The organism is Psychrosphaera sp. F3M07 (assembly GCF_018860345.1).
Taxonomy (GTDB): Bacteria; Pseudomonadota; Gammaproteobacteria; order Enterobacterales; family Alteromonadaceae; genus Psychrosphaera; species Psychrosphaera aquimarina.
The window spans coordinates 1-16744 of record NZ_JAHKPJ010000025.1 but is presented as its reverse complement, the minus strand read 5'-3'; the positions used below and the strand labels follow the sequence as shown (position 1 = coordinate 16744).

Below are 16744 nucleotides of genomic sequence, written 5' to 3'. Positions count from 1 at the left end.
AAGTTATTAAATCATGGCTAGAACGGTTTTTTGCGAATATTTAAAACAAGACGCTGATGGGTTGGATTTTCAATTGTACCCGGGTGAAGTAGGCACACGAATTTTTAATGGCATTTCAAAACAAGCGTGGGCGGAATGGCAAAAAAAACAAGTTATGTTAATTAACGAACATAAGCTGTCTATGTTGAAAGTAGAAGACCGTCAATTATTAGAAGACGCGATGATAGGCTTTTTGTTTGAAGGAAAAGACGTAACCGTAGAAGGCTACGTACCAAAAAAATAAACCTGAAGATATTGGGATTAGAATTAAACAGAAGCCAGCGAAAGCTGGCTTTTTATTAGTTATTTTTTATTAGCTAAGGCATTACTTCATCGCTAATGAAAATAAATGAGTAAAACATTAAAGGTAAGCCTTATTTACAAACTCATTTTAAAATGAGATTTAACATTAAACTATCCAATACAGCGTAAATGTTTGATAGTTAACCTCTGTTTTTACCTTAAATATGCGATTTAGTGTAAAAACTGTTCGTTTAGTTAAAAATATGTAAAAAATAGGTTGACTTGAAAACCCAAAATCCGTTTAATACACGCCCTCGACAAGGTACCACTTGTTGAGTTGGTAATAATTAACACCGATTACAATTAATTGTAATAAAGTTAATTGCACTAAAACATTCATATATACCAAGTATGATTGTCATGTGCCTCGATAGCTCAGTCGGTAGAGCAGAGGATTGAAAATCCTCGTGTCCCTGGTTCGATTCCGGGTCGAGGCACCATTTTTTACTAGCATTTATTTGTAACAATAACGCTGCTAAAAAATGCTCTTGTATAGAGATTATGTGCCGACTTAGCTCAGTTGGTAGAGCAACTGACTTGTAATCAGTAGGTCGCCAGTTCGACTCCGGCAGTCGGCACCATTTTCTATATCAAAGCGCTTCCAAATACTATCCCCATATTTACATTGTTTCCTTTAAATCAAATAGTTTAAATCTCACTTAAAAATCTATGACTTTGTGCATTTATAGGTGTTAATACGTTAATTTCTTATGTAAAAACATATTTTCAATATTTGGTGTAAGCTTATTTGACATTCGTAAAGCTGTAGTAAGTCTGCTGATTGAACAATAATAATTCCAATTTAAATAAGTATATGCAACGTGACGCCGCTGTGCTTCTGTATCGCAACGCGATAGCGGGCATATTAATCACCCTAATAGCCTCTAGTTTTTTAGTTTTTGCATTTACTTACCCAGAGGTGGATCCGTTTAAGAAAGCGTGGTGGATTGGCATGACAGCGCTCCTTACTATACGTTTTTTAGACGTGATGTGGTGGAAACATAAAGTTGAAAAAACCGAGTTTAACGGTGAAAAATCAATAATGTATTTTGTCGTTGGTGCCAATGTGACCGCCGTCATGTGGTCTGTGTATCTAGTTTACACCACGACCCAAGCCCACAGTATTGAACTGACGACAACGATTATTACAATTTCCGCTATGGCTGGTGGATCGGCCACCGTTCTTGCTGCTCATAAATTTACAGCCATGTTTTATCCCTTTATTTTGTTAGCCCCAGGCTCAATTGGTTTATTAGTTTCTGACAATTACCCATTGCAGTTATTAGGCGTTTTAGGATTAGCGTTTAGTATTGTAATGTTGATTATTTCAAGGCAATCGGCCGATTTCACTCGTCACACTCTGTTCTTAAAAAATGAAAATTCAGTATTGATCCATAGCATGGAAGAAAAAGTAGAACAACGAACACGTAAGATTTACGAATTATCTAATTTAGACCCGTTAACTAAGTTGTATAACCGAACCGCTTTTTTGAAACAATTAAAACTGGTCACTGCCGCCTCACAAAAACCCTTTGCACTATTGTTTATTGACCTTGATGGTTTTAAAAAAATAAATGATTCTATAGGTCATAAAGCTGGCGATAAAATTTTAAGTAAAACAGCAGATCGCCTTAAAGATTTTGCCTTAGATAAACAATTATTGTGTCGTTGGGGAGGCGATGAATTCTTAATTGCACTAGAAGATACTGATGAAACAAGTGCTGTAGCGCAATCAACCGCCTTGATTGAAGTCATCTCTAAAAATCATACTGTTGAAAACAGTATCTTATCGGTTGGTGCGACCATAGGTATCGCCCTTTATCCGCAACATGCAACCAGTGAAGATCGTTTGATTCAATTAGCCGATATGGCGATGTATTATCAGAAAAAACTAATGCGTTCTACGGTTGGTGTTTTCTCTGAACAAATGGAAAAGCTGTATTCTTATGAATTAAGATTAAAGAATAGTCTTACTACTGCAATTGAAAAAAACCAGCTCAGATTAGTATTCCAACCAATATTAGGTTCTGGAGATATTAAAATATCAGCCTTTGAAGCCCTCCTTAGATGGCAACTTGATGATGACAATATCCCACCGGATGAGTTTATTCCTATCGCTGAACAGTATGGCTTAATCCATGAAATAGGCGCTTGGGTGTTACAACAAGCATGTGAACAAGCCGTATTATGGGATGTTCAACAAAAGGTGGCGGTCTGTGTCAATGTTTCAGTGATTCAATTGCAAGACGAACACTTTATCGACATTGTCAGTGACACACTTTCAAGCAGCCAACTGCCGGCAGAGTTATTACATATTGAGATCACGGAATCTGTGTTCGCATCTGATCCTACTGTGATATCAAATCAGATTAAAAACTTACAAGTTATGGGTGTCAAAGTGTCCATTGATGATTTTGGTACTGGGTATTCGTCATTGTCGGTGATGCAAGATTTAGCGGTAAATACCGTTAAAATAGATCGTTCATTTATTAACAAAATTAATAACCAGGGCAATGGGGACGCTATTATTTCTGCAGTGATGCATATAGCCTCGTCGTTAAACTTTTTAGTGGTGGCTGAAGGGGTTGAAAATGAAATGCAGGCGGACGAATTAATTAAGTTAGGTGTTGATTACCTTCAAGGTTTTTATTATTCCAAACCAATAGAAGTGGAAGACATCGCCAGCTATTTAGCGCAGAAATACGACAATTAATAATGCTGTTACCTTTCATCCGCGCCTAAAACGTCATTAATGACAGCAAATGCATTTTGGATCTTTAGTGACGGCAAAACGCTTAAACGCCATCCCCCAGGCATCAAATAAACTCAAGGTATTTAAGTTATTGGTTTTGCCTAAAATTAATCTTAAAGCCTCTGTCGCTTGAAGGCTACCTAACACGCCTAATACCGGACTGAATACACCTGAGGTTGAACAGTTCAAATCTTGGTTATCTGCACTTGGGAATACACATTGGTAACAAGGGGAGTCAGGCGAGGCAAAGTCAAAACTGATCAATTGCCCTTGGCTTTGAATTGCGGAGGCTGACACTAATTTCACTTTGTTTTTTACACAGGTTGCGTTTATAAAATGCCTTGTGGTTGCATTATCAGTGCAGTCTAAGACCACGTCGACATCATTGAGTAATTCGCTTAAGTTTATATTTAATATCGATTTGGTTATGCCGTTGACTTTAATTAAGGGGTTTAAACTTTGTAATCTTAACTGGGCGATATCTACTTTTTGCTCACCTATGTCTTGCTCTGTGAATAACACTTGTCGTTGTAAGTTACTGCTTTCAATGATGTCATGATCAATTAAAGTAATAGTACCCACACCCGATGCCGTTAAATATTGACTGGCTGGGCAACCTAAACCGCCCAGGCCAATAATTAAAACATGGGAACTTTTGATTGCTAGCTGGCCTTCTTCTCCTATGCCATTGGTCATGACATGACGGTTGTAACGAACAAATTCTTTATAATCCAAATGCATGTCGGGGTTTAAATGATGTTCAGGCATGGTGCTCTCGATTTTTTCTAGTTTGAATGAGTTGTTGGAATTGTTGTATTACAGATTCTGGATCCGGCGCTTCAGTGATAGCCGTGACCACCGCAATCGAATTTACTTGGCTTGTTAATACTGCACTTGCACGATTTAATGAGATCCCGCCAATAGCGACCGTTGGTATATCAGGCGTTAATTTAACTAAATCGGTTAAGGTTTTTACACCTTGTATTTGGCCTGTCATGTCTTTAGTTTTTGTTGGGAAAATGGCACCTATGGCAAGATAAGACGGTTTATATTGTTTTATTTTCAACAATTCATAATGGCCATGGGTACTAATACCTAAACGAAGGCCAGCCTGTTTGATGTTGGTTAACTCGGCTTGCTCAATATCTTCTTGTCCTAAATGCACACCGTAGGCTTTATGTTTTATGGCAAGTTGCCAATGATCATTAATAAACAACATGGCGTTATACTGGTTGCCAAGGGCTATGGCTTTGACAATAGATTGTTCTAAGTCATCGCCTACTAATTTCTTCTCTCGGTATTGGATAAGTTTAACGCCAGTTTTTAACAACCTTTCTAACCAATCTAATGAATTGACGACCGGATATAATCCAAAATTATTTATGTCCACGCCGGAAAAATCTGAATCAAAGTCATTTACTTTGTGACTACTTTCTTCCTGTGAGGTTTCTGCAAACCAGTCGATATCGGTGGCTAATGTTGAACCTTTAACCAACACCTCTGGGTAATGGTTAATGTTATTAGGCCAAGCACCTTGCCAAATGGCATCTTGACAATGTTGATGCGATTTAACCTTGTCTAGTCCTTGGTTTATATAAGCTTTAGCGATAACAAACGCATCTTTTAACGCATAACCTTGGGCAATTAACGCCGCTAACGCAGAGGCAAAAGTACAGCCTGTGCCATGACTGTTTTCAGTATTAATTCTATTGCTGCTTAACCAATAACTGTGCTGTCCGTTGGTACAGAAATCGATACTTTTATTGTCCGCTATTTTAATATGCCCCCCTTTGATAATGGTGGCAGTGACACCTAGGGCGAGGATTTTTTGTGCTGCCGTTGTCAAACAATCCCATGAAAAAGCAAATACACCGGTGAGTTTTTGTAGTTCTTTTCCGTTTGGCGTTATCAAATCAACTAAAGGTAATAACCTCTTTTTGATTGTTGGTAATATGTCATCTTCTGTTAAGTCTCCACCGTTTGAGGCAACGGCGACAGGGTCGTAAATGATATAGGGTTTGGCCGTCCATTCTTGATTAAATCGAGTGATCTGAGCGGCAACCAATTCAACTTGTTGGTTATTTGCTAACAAGCCAATTTTAATAACGCTTGCTGGTTTCGCTTGTTCTAACGCTTTTATCTGCGACAAGATCACGTCTTCTGGCATTGGATTAATCGCTTCCACGCCAAATGAGTTCTGTGCGGTAACGGCGGTGATGACAGAGCAAACTTCTGCTCCTAAATTATGTATGGTTTTTGTATCCGCTTGAATACCTGCACCGCCAGAGCAGTCGCTGCCTGCAATTGTCCAAACAATAGCTTGATTATGTGTTTGTTCCACGCGTTTATCCTGTTAACTTTGGTGCCAAAAAGGCGTATCTAATGTAGGAGTGCTTGGATGCGCGGTTTGTCTTGGTTGCATGATGCCCGCTCGATAAGCTTGTTCACCAGAGTTGAGGGAATTAGCAAAGGCGCGAGCCATTAAAACCGGATCGTCCGCTAGTGCTACTGCGCTATTCAATAAAATACCGTCGTAGCCCATTTCCATTGCCAAACAAGCGTCTGAAGGCTTGCCTATACCTGCATCTAAAATTAATGTGGCGTTAGGCAACCGAGTACGGATCGTTTCTAGATTGTAAGGATTCATTAACCCTTTGCCTGTGCCTATTGGTGATGCCCAAGGCATGATGACTTCACAGCCTAAATCGTATAAACGTTGGCACAAGACTAAATCGTCGGTGCAGTAAGGTAATACGTTAAAACCCGCTTTTATTAACATATCTGTGGCTTTGAGTAGCTCAATCGGATCAGGTTGCAAGTTATAATCATCGCCAATGACTTCAAGTTTTAACCACGAAGTTTGAAACAATTCACGGCTCATTTGGGCCAAGGTATAAACCTCTTTTGCGGTTTTACAGCCCGCTGTATTTGGCAATAAAAAACCGTTAGTTTGTTTAACTATGTCTTGTATATATTGCCAAATTTGCTGACCTGATTGTTCTTGCGGATTTTGGCGTTTTAATGACAAAGTCACCACTTGAGAGCCGCTGGCCAAAATAGCTTGTTTCATAATATCTGGCGACGGATACAAGGCAGTACCAATTAACAGTCGGCTGTTAAGTTTCTCACCGTAGATGGTCAAACTCATGATTAACCTCCATGAATTGGGAATAAAACATCAATTGAATCGCCATCGTTTAGTCGAGTAGATGCATATTGGCTTTTATTAACAAAATCACTATTAAGTGCCAAAGCAAAGCTCATTTCTTGCTGCTTTGGTGATAAATACTGTCGTAGCGCGTCAGTAATATTAGGAGCAAGGTCTTTGTTATTGGTTTGTTGTAAATTAAGCGGTTCACCGTTTATATGTATTTTCATATTATTTCTCTTTTGTCTAATCGTGCGACAGCCAATTCCACTTGTTTCAGCACTACAGGGGAAATGAGAAAACCGTGGCGGTACAAACCATTGACTTGAATTAAACGTTGTTTGACCAAAACCTGTGGTTGGTTGTCACTAAATGCAGGTCTTAATTGACTGATGTGTTGACGAATGTTTGCTTCTGCAAAACCCGAGTGAACACTATAAGCTGCACTGAGTAACTCCATCGCTGATCGCACAGTCATTGGCGATAAGTCATCACTTTCAATTTCGGTCGCGCCGACTAGATAAACATGATTAGGTTTAGGGGCAATATAAAGCTGATACCTTGGATGCATTAATCTGACGGGGCGAGTTAAATTAACCTCAGGTGCATACAAGTGGAACAATTCACCTCTTACGGCGCGTAAATCGTCAAGAGGTGAAGCTTGATGGTTTGGATCTAAACTCGCTCTAGCCCCAGTCCCTCGACAATCAATAACCAAATCAAAGTGTTGAACTTGATCATTCACCGTTAACTGGCAATGCGTTGTTTGGTTGGTTATTTGACTTACTTCAGCCTCGGTTACCCAATTAACTTGTTCCAACTCGAGTTGGTGTTGTAAGGCTGTTAATAACATGCGGTTATCAATTTGCCCTTCGTCGGGTAAAAACAAACCTTGGTTAAAGTGTTGGGCTAACTCGGGTTCGAGCGAATACAATTGCTGTTTGTTTAATGATGTTACGGTATGTTGTGCATAGTTACGGGCGATATGTTGAACAAAACGTTGGTGATCTCCTTTGTCCTGTTCATGACTGACCATGATTGCGCCTCGTTGTTGAAAATAGACATTAACATCTAATGTGGACAGTAATTCAGGCCACATTGTTAATGACGTAAACCCCATTTTAACAATGTTAGGTTCACAACTCATGGACTCACCCAGCGGCGTTAATAATCCCCCTGCCGCATAAGCTGCACTCTGTTTGGCTTGTTTGTCGTCCTTGTCAAACAGGTTCACCTGATAACCTTGTCTGGTTAAAGACAAGGCGGTGAGTCGACCCATTAAACCCGCTCCAACTACCGCAATATTCATTGTGTATTTCGTTCCTTGATGTACTTTGTAACTCATATTTATAAGGTATGTATTACAAACGGCTTCTACTTTGCAGGGTGATAAATTTCACTACCCGACGCTTTAAATTCCGCTGACTTTTCAGCCATACCTTGTTCAGAAACTTTAGCGACTGCCTTTTCTAACGCAGCATTGTCGGTGCTGACGGTTTCATCCAGCAGTTTAATCGCGATAGATTGTCCTTTACTTTGAGCATCAGCTTCTAAGTCAGCAGCATAATCTCTCACTTCTTGGCTAATTTTCATTGAGCAGAATTTTGGGCCGCACATAGAACAGAAGTGCGCAACTTTGCCTGATTCTTGTGGTAGTGTTTCGTCGTGATACTCAAGTGCACGCTCAGGATCTAATCCTAAGTTAAATTGATCGTGCCAACGGAATTCAAAACGGGCTTTAGATAATGCATTATCTCGAATTTGCGCGCCAGGATGCCCTTTGGCTAAATCACCCGCGTGTGCCGCTATTTTGTAAGTGATCAATCCTTCTTTAACATCTTCTTTATTGGGTAAACCTAAGTGCTCTTTAGGTGTTACGTAACACAACATGGCACAACCATACCAGCCAATATTAGCGGCACCAATACCAGAGGTTATATGATCGTAACCCGGAGCAATGTCTGTGGTTAATGGCCCCAAAGTATAAAAAGGCGCTTCGCCACAATGTTCTAATTGTTGTTCCATGTTTTCTTTTATCATGTGTAAAGGTACATGTCCTGGACCTTCGATGATGGTTTGCACATCATGTTTCCACGCAATTTTAGTTAATTCACCTAAGGTGCGTAATTCACTAAATTGCGCTTCATCGTTGGCATCAGCAACCGAGCCAGGTCTTAAACCATCACCTAATGAGAAAGATACATCGTACTTTTTACATATCTCACAAATGTCTTCAAAATGCGTGTATAAGAAGTTTTCTTTGTGGTGTGATAAACACCATTTAGCCATAATAGAACCTCCACGGGAGACAATTCCGGTCACACGTTTTGCGGTCATAGGCACATACCTAAGCAAGACACCGGCGTGGATAGTAAAGTAATCCACCCCTTGTTCAGCTTGTTCTATTAAGGTGTCACGGAAAATTTCCCACGTTAAATCTTCGGCAACGCCATTTACTTTTTCTAGTGCTTGGTAAATAGGGACTGTGCCAATTGGCACAGGAGAATTACGAATGATCCATTCACGGGTTTCATGAATATAACGTCCCGTCGATAAATCCATTACGGTGTCGGCACCCCACTTGGTAGACCAAACTAGTTTTTCTACTTCTTCTTCAATAGACGATGTAACCGCTGAGTTACCTATGTTGGCGTTTACTTTGATTAAAAAGTTACGGCCAATGATCATAGGTTCAGCTTCTGGATGATTAATGTTTGATGGAATGATGGCGCGACCTCGAGCCACTTCATCTCTTACAAATTCAGCAGTGATTTCATTTGGAATGCTAGCCCCAAAGCTTTGGCCTGGGTGTTGTTGGGTTAACATCTCGTCATTAAGTTGTTGTCGTTTTAGGTTCTCACGAATGGCAATGTATTCCATTTCTGGCGTGATAATACCTTTACGAGCGTAATGCATTTGAGTCACGTTTTTACCCGGTAAGGCACGGCGTACTTTAGGTAGATTTTCAAAACGAATATGATCTAAGCCTTCGTCAGCCAAACGTTGTTGACTATAACCCGAGGTTGCCCCTTCTAATACTTCGGTATCGTCTCTGGCTTCAATCCAACTAGCACGTAATTTAGCTAACCCTTTATGTACGTCAATTTGCGTATCTTCGTCGGTATAAGGGCCGGATGTGTCATATACACGAATAGGTTGATTAGGTTCTAAAATAGGGTTGTCTTGGCTACCGCCTAAGAGTGAATCGGCTAAGGATATTTCACGCATACCTACTTTAATCGGGTAGGTGCTTCCTTCGATATAGACTTTTTTTGAGTTTGGGAAACGTTGGTTGGAACAGTTTGTTAAAAATTGTTCGGCTTGTGCGCGACGTTCGCGGCGAGTAAGTTTAGTCATGGTTTCTGCCTTTTGGTTAATTCGCTCAAAATATTGAGCACAAAAGACGGAGTGTAGATTTACAGGAGCTTTGTAATACCTATTTTACTATGATTCACCCAGGGCGGGTGAAATACTAAAACGGGTGTTATTTCCCTTGTTTCCTTCGCAGATATTAGTCTGAATCAGGTTCTACGGATCCCGCTTTCGCGATCTCAGCCAACACAAAAATGTAATTGGCACTCCGACAAGTCGAGGCGATACTAAGCTATTCAATTTTTCAGCGCAACGTTTTGTTGCAGGAAAAGTTGAGATTTTAATTAACTAGAGGGATAAATGAGAAGCGCATTAACAATCATTAATGCACTTCTTATTAGGTTGGGTACGTCACGGATAACGCCGAGTTACTTATTTATAAACAGTAAGTTACAGATAATACCAATTCTTTTAAGTATTCAGTCTCTCAGTACTTACTGATCACAACAGCTTTACTTTTTATTTTTTGTTTGGCTTTTGTTGCAAGTTCGCTAGCATAAACAATGGGTTTGTTCCTTACGCAAGTTAACTGCTGTTTAAAAGATTGGCATGTGCCTATAAAGAGATCGCCAACACCGTTGTGATACGCGCATTGTTGAGCTTTTTGTTTTTGTTCACAGGCTTGCCAAGGTGCTTTATGTGTATGTGAGTCATGAGCATTTACTACAGAAATGTTTGACAGCAAGGCGATCAAAACAATAGCTAATTTAATCTTCATACGTATTACTCCGCTGTCTCACCAGTAAAACAACCAATGAACATGTTTTCACCAGCGCCTGCAGAGTGGTAATGATAACCCCGGATATCGTCTGTGTGTCCACGGCATGAGTCTAAGTCGGTTTCTTCCTCGCCGTTTTCATCTAACATACTGTATATGGCATATCCGTCCATTGCATATCCAAATGCACCGGCGTGACCATCTTCTTCATATTCAACGCCTGGACATGTACCTTCACCGTGGTTGGCTCCGTGGTAATGATAACCCGCAAAAGGGTTTACATGGCCAACACAATCATCGAACGCTGCAATTGTGTAAGCACTTAATATTGCTTCAGTCGGGGCGGCAGCATCTAAAGTAACACCATTAAACGCAACACCAACACTGTTGTGATTTATCGATCCTGAGTTTGAACGAGGTACAGGAGTCACGGGAATTAAGTAAGTTGAGGAAACGCCACGACCGGTTTCTTCACTGTAATAATTAATATCACATTCAACACAATGGTTATAATAAGCCGCATCAACATCGGGCCTTGCTGCAGCTTCACATGACTCTTGCGTGTTAGTGATACTCACCTTGCCATTTTCATCATATAGTTGCCAAAAACTATCGCCATAAAATGTGTCTAAATTACTAATGAATTCCCCAGTTAAATCATATAATACACCGTCATCAAACCACTTACCTGTGTCTGCCGCTTCGGTAGAGGTACTTGGAGGACAAAATGGTCCAAGTTCGTCTCTGTCTGATGGGAACCCAGTAATTGTAATTTGATAACAAGTTGATGAGATTCCGTTCGATAATGTACAGGATACTTCTTCAATTTCTTGTGCTGCTGAGAACTTTGTTATATCAACGGCATAGCTTGATGAATCATCAACAATTACCTCATCGTCACTGTCATCATTACCACAAGAAATTAGTAAAAATATACTTAATATGGGGGCACTAAAAGCTATAACTTTATTCATGAAAATACTCTTCTATTATTTGCGCATTAACTTATAACCTAGTAGTAATGAAAAATTGTGCAAGAAGTATGGAAATGCATAAAATATTTAGAAATTGCCGGAAGGAGAGTTAAATATATTAAGTTGTCGACGTAACATATTGAAGTGACTTTTTAACTGCTTGTTTGTTATTCGAGCAGGCAGTATGAGTAAGTTGGTTATTTGTTAAATATCAGTTGCTATCTGACCTTATTTTATTTATCCTCCCTGCCGTTAAATTTGCCTCGATAGCTCAGTCGGTAGAGCAGAGGATTGAAAATCCTCGTGTCCCTGGTTCGATTCCGGGTCGAGGCACCATTTCTTTATAGATACGGCAATTTAACGGTGTTCTTGTTAAAAGATCATGTGCCGACTTAGCTCAGTTGGTAGAGCAACTGACTTGTAATCAGTAGGTCGCCAGTTCGACTCCGGCAGTCGGCACCACTCTTTTAAACAGTACCAAAAGTAAAAAGCACACTATGTGCCTCGATAGCTCAGTCGGTAGAGCAGAGGATTGAAAATCCTCGTGTCCCTGGTTCGATTCCGGGTCGAGGCACCATCTTAATATTCCCCCAATTATTTAACGCCAATTTCAAATGTGATTCAGTCTGAATGTTTTTCGCACGCTTATCGTTTGCACAATATGCATTGGCGGATATTAAAATTAAGCCCGACACAATCGAACGCTCGCTGCGCGAGGTTAGATTATGAAATACGTCCATGTATTTCACCGCAAGCGGCCAGCCTACGGCTGTTAAAATTTGTTCCCGGCAAATTTTTCCGGGGCGAGGCACCATCTTAATATTCCCCATTCTTATATTATTAAATTTAATATTTTATATATTCTGGATATTTTTCGTATGCCTATCGTCCGCACAATATGCCGTGGGGAATTCTAAGATAGTTTCTCGACACATCGAACGTTCGCTTCGCTCAGTTCGATGACTCAGCACATACATGAATATGTTGTTACGCTTGTTTATTTGCGAATTCAGTAGGAATTAAAAATTGTTTAGTCGAGATAAATTGTTGTAGGCATAGCTGTCTACGTCAAATCAATTTAGCGAAGCATAAACGATTTTTAAACCTATCGTAGACATGACAAAACATGTTTAAGAAATTAAATGGATGTAGGTACTAACTATTTCAACCAGTGACCTTTGCATAAAAACCGGAGTAGAGAGTCAAACATGTTTTGGTTTGCTGATTGTGTAAATAAGCAAATGGAACAACATCAAGCCCTACGGGCCAGCTAAAGCTGTTGATGAATGTTCCAGACATTCATGCTCCGGGTCGAGGCACCATCTTAATATTCCCTCAATTATTTAACGCCAATTTCAAATGTTATTCAGTCTGAATGTTTTTCGCACGCTTATCGTTTGCACAATATGCATTGGCGGATATTAAAATTAAGCCCGACACAATCGAACGCTCGCTGCGCGAGGTTAGATTATGAAATACGTCCATGTATTTCACCGCAAGCGGCCAGCCTACGGCTGTTAAAATTTGTTCCCGACAAATTTTTCCGGGGGAGGCACCTTATTTATATTCCCCCTAATTAACGGCAATATAAAGTATCATTTAAATATCAGGCGTTGCGTTTTTTGGGTGGTTCATTTGGCTAAGTAATCTCAATTATTAAGCTTAAATGTTGAATATATTGAGGATTATTCTATTCTTCTGATTTGGAACTGATTTCACACATTAAATTAATGTGTTGAGAACTCAGCTTGTAACGCCCTTTAGCTTAGAAAACCAAAAGGTTTTTCCACTGGTATTTATAGTGCTATTACGGTTAAATACGCGATTAATTAATAGCACTTAGTGCACTTGGATCTGTGTGAAAAAACAAAAGTATTATAAAAATCCTAAGAAGAAGTTTACCCTTAGTATCGTTTTTGCCTCTTTTCTTATCTTTAGTTTTTTAGCTTTTTTTGAGTATTCGAAATTTACACATGATCGTCAAGAGCAAGTTGTTATGGTTACTCGTGCGCTTTCTGACTTTCGAGCTCGCCTTGAATTTCTGATTAATGAAAATTTGAAGTTACCTCAAGGATTGATAACTTACGCTTCGTTAAATCCAGACCTTACGCAGCAGCAATTTGAATTGTTCGCACGCGAGACATTAATTAGTGATAACCGAATACGTAATATCGCCTTAGCAAAAGATCTCGTTATTTCTCACATGTACCCTATGGCAGGCAATGAAAAAGCAATTGGTTTAGATTACAAAAAAAATCTGGAGCAAAAACTCGCCGCCATTCAATCCGTAAATTTAAATAAAATCATAGTCGCAGGGCCCTTAAATTTAGTCCAAGGTGGAGTTGGACTCATTGCCAGACAACCCATATTTGTGTCGTCTACTGGTGAGTTATGGGGCATTGCTTCCATTGTTTTAGATTATAAAAGTATATTATCAGATAGTGGGATAACGTCTCAAAATCACCTTAGGATTGGGTTAAGAGGCAAGAACGCCAGTGGGACCAATGGAGAAATATTTTTTGGTGACCTTGGTATCTTTGATACTTCGCCAGCACAACTCGACATTAATTTACCTTATGGCAGTTGGCGCATAGCGGCAGAACCTATAGAAGGTTGGCTAACATATTCCATTACCATAGTGGTTTGGTCTCTAGCGTTAGTTATCTTTATGATTACATTTTTGATCCTTCGTCAAAAACAAAATATTGAATTACTACACAGGGATGCGATTAAAAAGCTATTAGAGTCTGAGCAGCGTTTCCGTACTTTCTTTAAAGATCATGATTCGGTAATGTTTCTTATCGAACAAACTTCCGGAAAAATTATCGATGCTAACGATTCTGCAATTGAATTCTATGGTTACAGCCACCAGCAACTGCGTAAAAAACGCATACAAGATTTGAGCGGTTTTCCAATGGATAAAGCGGAGTCTGAACATGCAAGATCGCTTGATATTGAACAAAAATTTTCCGTATTTCCGCATAAATTAGCAGACGGTACAATTAGGCAAGTTGAGGTCCACACTTCGCCAATGATGGTCGATGACACACCTATATTATTTTCAATCATTCATGACATCACAAAACGAGTTGAAATCGAGAAGAAGTTACAGCTAGATGCAAAAGTATTTGAAAACTCACAGGAAGGCGTATTAATAACGGATCCAAATCAAATAATAATTGCTGTTAACCATGGTTTTACGGCGATAACCGGTTATGAAGAAGCGGACTCTATCGGTAAGACGCCTGCAATATTGAGCTCAAATCGACATGGTCCTGAATTTTTTGCTGAGATGTTTTCTCAGGTGGATACCTTAGGTTTTTGGCGTGGCGAAATTTGGAATAGACGTAAAAATGGCGATGTTTACCCTGAATTATTGTCAATCAGTAAAGTGGAAGATGAATACGGTGAGCTGATTAATTATGTGGGGGTTTTCTCTGATATAACACGCCTAAAACAATCAGAGCAAAGGTTAGAGAGATTAGCACATTATGATGCATTAACGGGGTTACCAAATCGATTGATGCTTAAGTCTCGGTTGAAACATGCCATTGGACTAGCGAAAAGACAAGAAAGTAAGTTAGCGGTTTTATTTATTGATTTAGATAAGTTTAAAATTGTGAACGACAGTTTAGGTCATGTTGCAGGGGACGAATTACTTAAACAAGTAGCAAATAGAATGTCAGACCGAATGCGTCAGTCAGATACCGTTTCCAGAATAGGTGGTGATGAATTTGTTCTTTTAGTTGAAGGCGTTGCTCACTTAGATGATTTGATCTTGGTGGCTCAAGATATAATTAACGACATCAATAAACCATTTATGCTCAGTGGTGAGAATGAGGTGTTTATTGGTACGAGTATAGGTATATCTATTTTCCCTAACGATGCAAAAGACGCAGAGAATTTAGTCACTTTCGCCGATGCGGCAATGTACAGAGCAAAACAAAATGGCCGTAATACCTATTCATTTTATACCGAATCTTTGTTGCAACAAGCAGACGTGAAGTTGAAATTGTCTGTGCAGCTCAAACATGCGATTGAACAAAATGAGCTCGAACTGTTTTACCAACCCCAAGTTGATTTATTAACTGGGGCTTTAACTGGCGTTGAAGCATTAATTCGTTGGAATCATCCTGAAAAAGGCTTGTTGGCTGCAAGTGAATTTATAGAGTTAGCAGAAGAACGTGGAATCATCCATGACATTTCAAAGTGGGTGTTAGAACAAGGCTGTAAACAGTTGAAAGTTTGGCAGGGCCGTGGTTTTACCGGTTGTTTGTCATTGAATATTTCACCGCGTGATTTTGGTTTTGGTGACTTTTTTAATGACATTAAACAACAGATTGAAAAGAGTGGAATTGACCCTAAAGGATTGGAGTTAGAAATAACTGAAAATGCAATCATGAAACGGGCTGATGCAATTATGGATTTGTTTAAACAACTAAAAGAACTCGGTGTAAGCATTGCTATTGATGACTTTGGAACTGGTTATTCATCGTTGTCATATTTAAAACACTTCCCAATTGATAAATTAAAAATTGATCAGGCATTTGTTAAAGAAATGCATACAGATTTGTCTGATAGTGCGTTAATTGAAACGATTATAAATATGGCAAGAGGGTTCAACTTAACCGTTATCGCTGAAGGGATCGAGTTATCCGAACACGCTAGTTTGTTAATTGAGTTAGGTTGTGATCAAGGGCAGGGTTACTTATACGCCAGACCTTTACCTCTTGGTGACGTTGAAGCCTTGAGCAAAACAAACCATTGGGCGTTAGATTAATTAAAAAAATCGGGAAGACGTTATTTACTTCTTCCCCGAGTCCCTCTTAACTGATTTTTCTGCATTTTGGCGTGGATCTCCTTTTCAAGATCTATCCCTTGCCAGTGCGCAATGTCTAATACTCTTAATACTATATCGGCAAGTTCTTCACCAAAGGCATCGGTTGGCTTTTCATTTCTGCATTCGTTAATAGCTTCGCCAACTTCAGATGCAACGAGTGCCAAAGCTTCTAGGGTGGTTTTATTATGCCATCCCATTTTTTCAACCCATTCATAGTTCTGTTTTGCAATGTCGTTGATTTTCATTTATTTGCCTAACTGGAATTAATTAAAGTATGTCGCTCACCATACCTAGCTTGGGCAAATAATCCAACAATGTTAACTTTGTTAGTGCTGACTTATCACATTAATACTAATTTTTAACGGTTTTTGATAATAAGATCACAGGAACACTTTGCCGCTTATTTGGTTTTACTATATGGTAACCACATTGGTTAACTCCTACTTTAAAGCGAATTATTAGGTCCGTTAAAATGACATCACGTAAAAATACAATACCTGAATTACAAACACATCACTCAAGGCTAGGGAATCGATTAACTCGATGGTTCGGTCGAAGCATGTTGGGTTTATTAGGTTTGTCTCGTCCTAAAATACGT

12 protein-coding genes, 5 tRNA genes and 1 riboswitch are annotated in these 16744 nt (G+C 39.4%); of the genes, 8 read left to right on the top strand and 9 right to left on the bottom strand.

The features are described 5' to 3' along the window. Positions 1 to 13 precede the first annotated feature (13 nt). The 4 genes from KO505_RS14085 to KO505_RS14070 all read left to right on the top strand — a co-directional run bounded on the left by KO505_RS14085 (position 14) and on the right by KO505_RS14070 (position 3055). Positions 14 to 283, top strand: a complete 270-nt coding sequence (locus tag KO505_RS14085) for an oxidative damage protection protein (protein WP_216056109.1) — start codon at positions 14 to 16, stop codon at positions 281 to 283. Positions 284 to 706: 423 nt separating this feature from the next. Next, positions 707 to 782: transfer RNA gene (locus KO505_RS14080), tRNA-Phe, on the top strand. A gap of 65 nt (positions 783 to 847) precedes the next feature. Next, positions 848 to 923, top strand: a tRNA-Thr gene (locus KO505_RS14075). Between the two features lie 200 nt (positions 924 to 1123). Then, positions 1124 to 3055: a bifunctional diguanylate cyclase/phosphodiesterase gene (locus KO505_RS14070; RefSeq protein ID WP_252731815.1), complete on the top strand. Its 1932-nt coding sequence runs from the start codon at positions 1124 to 1126 to the stop codon at positions 3053 to 3055. A 36-nt stretch (positions 3056 to 3091) separates the two neighbouring features. Here KO505_RS14070 and KO505_RS14065 read toward each other — a convergent pair whose 3' ends face one another. The 8 genes from KO505_RS14065 to KO505_RS14030 form a co-directional block, all read right to left on the bottom strand. After that, positions 3092 to 3862, bottom strand: coding sequence for a HesA/MoeB/ThiF family protein (locus tag KO505_RS14065; RefSeq protein ID WP_252731814.1), 771 nt, complete (start codon positions 3860 to 3862; stop codon positions 3092 to 3094). Further along, entirely contained in the window at positions 3855 to 5435 is a 1581-nt protein-coding gene (thiE, locus tag KO505_RS14060) for a thiamine phosphate synthase (protein WP_216056108.1), read from the bottom strand. The genes KO505_RS14065 and thiE overlap by 8 nt, the downstream gene beginning before the upstream one ends. A gap of 12 nt (positions 5436 to 5447) precedes the next feature. Further along, positions 5448 to 6242 (bottom strand): thiazole synthase, encoded by a 795-nt coding sequence (locus KO505_RS14055; RefSeq protein ID WP_216056107.1) that lies wholly within the window; start codon positions 6240 to 6242, stop codon positions 5448 to 5450. A gap of 2 nt (positions 6243 to 6244) precedes the next feature. After that, on the bottom strand, positions 6245 to 6472 hold the full coding sequence (thiS, locus tag KO505_RS14050) for a sulfur carrier protein ThiS (protein ID WP_216056106.1): 228 nt from the start codon (positions 6470 to 6472) through the stop codon (positions 6245 to 6247). After that, entirely contained in the window at positions 6469 to 7551 is a 1083-nt protein-coding gene (gene thiO / locus KO505_RS14045) for a glycine oxidase ThiO (RefSeq protein ID WP_216056105.1), read from the bottom strand. Before thiO ends, thiS begins: the two co-directional genes overlap by 4 nt. Positions 7552 to 7616: 65 nt before the next feature. Further along, positions 7617 to 9599: a phosphomethylpyrimidine synthase ThiC gene (thiC, locus tag KO505_RS14040; RefSeq protein WP_216056104.1), complete on the bottom strand. Its 1983-nt coding sequence runs from the start codon at positions 9597 to 9599 to the stop codon at positions 7617 to 7619. A gap of 123 nt (positions 9600 to 9722) precedes the next feature. Beyond that, positions 9723 to 9835: riboswitch (TPP riboswitch) on the bottom strand. 206 nt (positions 9836 to 10041) lie between these two features. Continuing rightward, entirely contained in the window at positions 10042 to 10332 is a 291-nt protein-coding gene (locus tag KO505_RS14035) for a hypothetical protein (RefSeq protein WP_216056103.1), read from the bottom strand. Between the two features lie 5 nt (positions 10333 to 10337). Continuing rightward, positions 10338 to 11306, bottom strand: coding sequence for a YHYH protein (locus tag KO505_RS14030; RefSeq protein ID WP_216056102.1), 969 nt, complete (start codon positions 11304 to 11306; stop codon positions 10338 to 10340). A gap of 260 nt (positions 11307 to 11566) precedes the next feature. Here KO505_RS14030 and KO505_RS14025 point away from each other — a divergent pair. The 4 genes from KO505_RS14025 (at position 11567) to KO505_RS14010 (ending at position 16086) form a co-directional block, all read left to right on the top strand. Further along, a tRNA-Phe gene (locus tag KO505_RS14025) sits at positions 11567 to 11642 on the top strand. Between the two features lie 50 nt (positions 11643 to 11692). Then, a tRNA-Thr gene (locus KO505_RS14020) sits at positions 11693 to 11768 on the top strand. Between the two features lie 39 nt (positions 11769 to 11807). Next, a tRNA-Phe gene (locus tag KO505_RS14015) sits at positions 11808 to 11883 on the top strand. A gap of 1281 nt (positions 11884 to 13164) precedes the next feature. Beyond that, positions 13165 to 16086, top strand: coding sequence for an EAL domain-containing protein (locus KO505_RS14010; protein ID WP_216056101.1), 2922 nt, complete (start codon positions 13165 to 13167; stop codon positions 16084 to 16086). Between the two features lie 20 nt (positions 16087 to 16106). Here KO505_RS14010 and KO505_RS14005 read toward each other — a convergent pair whose 3' ends face one another. Beyond that, positions 16107 to 16391: a MazG nucleotide pyrophosphohydrolase domain-containing protein gene (locus tag KO505_RS14005; RefSeq protein ID WP_216056100.1), complete on the bottom strand. Its 285-nt coding sequence runs from the start codon at positions 16389 to 16391 to the stop codon at positions 16107 to 16109. Positions 16392 to 16744 lie beyond the last annotated feature (353 nt).